This window comes from Microbulbifer sp. 2205BS26-8 (assembly GCF_030731025.1).
Classification (GTDB): Bacteria; Pseudomonadota; Gammaproteobacteria; order Pseudomonadales; family Cellvibrionaceae; genus Microbulbifer; species Microbulbifer spongiae.
This window is the reverse complement of sequence record NZ_JAVAMR010000177.1, coordinates 1-552: the sequence shown is the minus strand read 5'-3', so window position 1 is coordinate 552 and position 552 is coordinate 1. Positions and strand designations below refer to the sequence as shown.

1 protein-coding gene is annotated in these 552 nt (G+C 50.4%); it reads left to right on the top strand.

Features of this window, described 5'->3' with window-relative positions; translation table 11 throughout:
• Positions 1 to 552: VCBS repeat-containing protein (locus Q5Y71_RS17135; RefSeq protein WP_306043283.1), on the top strand; the 552-nt coding region annotated here is incomplete at both ends.

Below are 552 nucleotides of genomic sequence, written 5' to 3'. Positions count from 1 at the left end.
GACGCTATTTTTGCCGACTTCAATGGCGATGGTCTTGCAGATTACATTTCAGCTTACTACAGAAGTGGAACCGGGGGCGAGGTAGAGGTTCGCCTGCTGGAGCCGTCAGGAGAAGCGGTTTCTTCCAATCGTTACTATAAGTTCAGTAGTCAATCCACCAAGTACCCACTGGATGTTCCGGGCGTTAACGGTCTGGGTTTGGTTAGCCGTGTGCCAGATACCCTGGGGGATTTTAATGGCGACGGGGCAATGGACCTCCTGGTGGCAACACCTGCGGGATATCGGGTTGCCATATTCGACCAGCCCATGGGTGAGTTCCGCTCTATGGGGTTTCTTAGTACGGAAAAGACATCGAAGAATCCAATTGCGATAGATATTAATAGTGATGGCCTCACAGATATTGCCTATACCGGGAACTATGGTGGCATGCACGTGCAACTCAGCACCGGAACCGGCTTTGTCGATCTGGGAACAATGGGTGGTAGTAAGGGCACTTTTGTTGATTTGAACAAAGATGGCTATCAGGACTTTGTGTGGACTGAATCCTACGGT